This is a genomic window from Barnesiella sp. CU968 (assembly GCF_905219685.1).
GTDB lineage: Bacteria > Bacteroidota > Bacteroidia > Bacteroidales > Muribaculaceae > Lepagella > Lepagella muris_A.
Genome location: NZ_CAJMXD010000401.1, coordinates 1 through 2,596, shown reverse-complemented (window position 1 = coordinate 2,596; position 2,596 = coordinate 1). Strand labels below are relative to the sequence as shown.

Here is a 2,596-nt window from a genome sequence, read left to right as displayed (position 1 = left end):
GCCAGAAAATCGCGTAACCAACATGAATACAGAGTTTAACAATTTCGCATTAACAGATTTTAAGAGACGCCAGTGTAATCAACTATAACAACTCATTGCGCTTCAGCTCGTTGATAAATATGTCGCACACAATGGATTCATACCATTTCGCGCAGTTCTACAACGATGGATGTGTGAACACACCGGGCTGGGGTCCTCACTTCAACGATGAGTGGTTCGGTCGTATCAAGGATTATTACGAAGGTAAAATCAACACGGTCATGGTGCCCGACGGAGATTACTGGAAGAATCCGTATGATTCCGCCAACGCCAACGTTGACTGGTATGATACAGTATACAAGGACCATAATTTCTCTAACGAGCATAATCTCAGCGTTAGTGGAGGAACTTCGAAGATAAACTATTATGTGTCTGGTAACTTCCTCAATCAGCCCGGTATGGTAGACTGGGGAAAAGAGGGACTCAAGCGTTATACACTTACCGGTAAATTCAACGCAGACCTTTATTCCTGGATGTCGCTCGGATTCTCCACACGGTGGATCCGCAAGGATTATATCCGTCCTTCTACTCTTACCAACAACCTGTATCAGGTGCTCGGACGTCAGGGATGGCCTATCCTTCCGATTTATGATGACAACGGTTTCATGTATGATTCACCATCGCCGGTATACGGACTTCAGGAAGGAGGCTCTGACAAGACTCAGACCGACCAGAATTATTATCAGCTCAACATGATCTTCAAACCGCTCAAAGGGTGGGACATACATGCGGAGTTCAACTACAGCACCATCTCCAAGATGCGTCACTGGGATTCCCATATGATCTATAACCACAAGGTCAACGGCGAGCCTTATGTCTACAACAACGGGTCGAATGTTCATGAAGACTATCACAAGCAAAACTTCCTGAACTGGAACATTTATTCGAATTATGACTTCACTGTTGCCGAAAAGAATAATTTCCACGTCATGCTCGGTTTCCAGAGCGAAAACCTCAAGGAGAAGGATTTCGGTCTCCAGCGCAACGGCATAATCGTAGATGACCTTCCGGAAGTGGATCTCACCACCGGCTACGGATATGACGGCAAAGAGATAACCCCCAGTGTCAACGGAGCAAGTTACGAATGGAGCACAGCCGGTTTCTTCGGTCGTCTGAATTATAATTACGACGGACGTTATCTGGCTGAAGTCAACCTTCGTTACGACGGTTCATCACGCTTCCGCCGGAACCGCCGCTGGATATGGCTTCCCTCCGCATCCGTGGGCTGGAACATCGCTCAGGAAAAATTCTGGGAATCGCTCACACCTTATGTGAATCATCTCAAACTCCGCGCATCCTACGGTGTGCTTGGAAACCAGAATGCCAACAACTGGCGTGAAAGATACCAGACATACCGTCTGCTCGGAATCTCGATGAACAACGGCGCATGGCTCCAGAACGGGGTAATGCCGAACACTGTGGGTTATCCCGGACTCGTGAGCGAGATGCTTACATGGGAGAAGGTGCACACCTGGAACATCGGTCTTGACTGGGGACTCTTCAACAACCGTCTGACAGGTAGCTTCGAATATTTTATCCGAGACACCAAAAACATGGTCGGTCCCGGTGCGAAGCTTCCCTCGACACTCGGAACCACAGTGCCCAAAACCAACAACTGTGACCTCCGCAGCCATGGCTGGGATCTTGAAATCGCATGGAACGACCAGCTTCCTTTCGGTCTGTCTTACGGAGCGCGATTCGTGCTTTCCGACGCACGTACCAAAATCACACGTTACAACAACAATCCGTCGAATTCGCTTAACACATATATCCAGGGTCGTTATATCAATGAGATCTGGGGATACGAGACAATAGGCGTTGCACGCACCAACGATGAGATGAATGCTCATTTATCATCTCTGCCTAACGGCGGTCAGGCTGCTCTCGGATCAAATTTCGCCGCCGGTGACGTGATGTACGCTGACCTCAACGGAGACGGAAAGATTGACAATGGCGCCAACACACTTGAGAATCACGGTGACCTCAAGCTAATAGGTAACAGCACACCGCGATATATGTTCTCATTCGACCTTACCGGCGCATGGAAAGGTTTTGACCTACGTCTCTTCTTCCAGGGTGTCATGAAACGCGACTACTGGCAGGGCAGTGGTTATTTCTGGGGTATCGCAGGCGACTTCTGGTGGAGCCAGGGTCTTACCGGACATTCGGATTATTTCCGCGATGCAGACACATGGTCTGTTAAGGGCGGCTATTCAGCCGAGAATACCGATTCTTATTTCCCGCGTCCTATCTTCGGCAAAGACGGAGACAAGAACCACCAGACACAGACACGTTATCTGCAGGATGCGTCATACATCCGTCTGAAGAACCTTCAGGTGGGTTATACATTGCCACAGAACCTTACCCGCAAGATCGCTCTTGAGAAGGTGCGTGTATTCTTCTCTGCCGAGAACCTTTGGACTGGAACAAAACTCAACAAACTCTTCGATCCGGAGACTATCGACGACCCGAACGGCTGGGGCGGCTGCGCTTATCCGCTGTCGCGTACATATTCCTTCGGTGTAAGTGTCACTCTCTAATAACCTTTATAATTGAT

Annotated in this window: 1 protein-coding gene; it reads left to right on the top strand. The window is 48.9% G+C overall.

Going from position 1 to position 2,596, the window contains the following annotated elements; translation table 11 throughout:
* Positions 1 to 56 precede the first annotated feature (56 nt).
* Positions 57 to 2,579 carry a SusC/RagA family TonB-linked outer membrane protein gene (locus tag JX312_RS12075; RefSeq protein WP_370541506.1) on the top strand — a complete coding sequence of 841 codons (2,523 nt, stop codon included), beginning with the start codon at positions 57 to 59 and terminating at the stop codon, positions 2,577 to 2,579.
* The last annotated feature ends 17 nt before the right edge of the window (positions 2,580 to 2,596 follow it).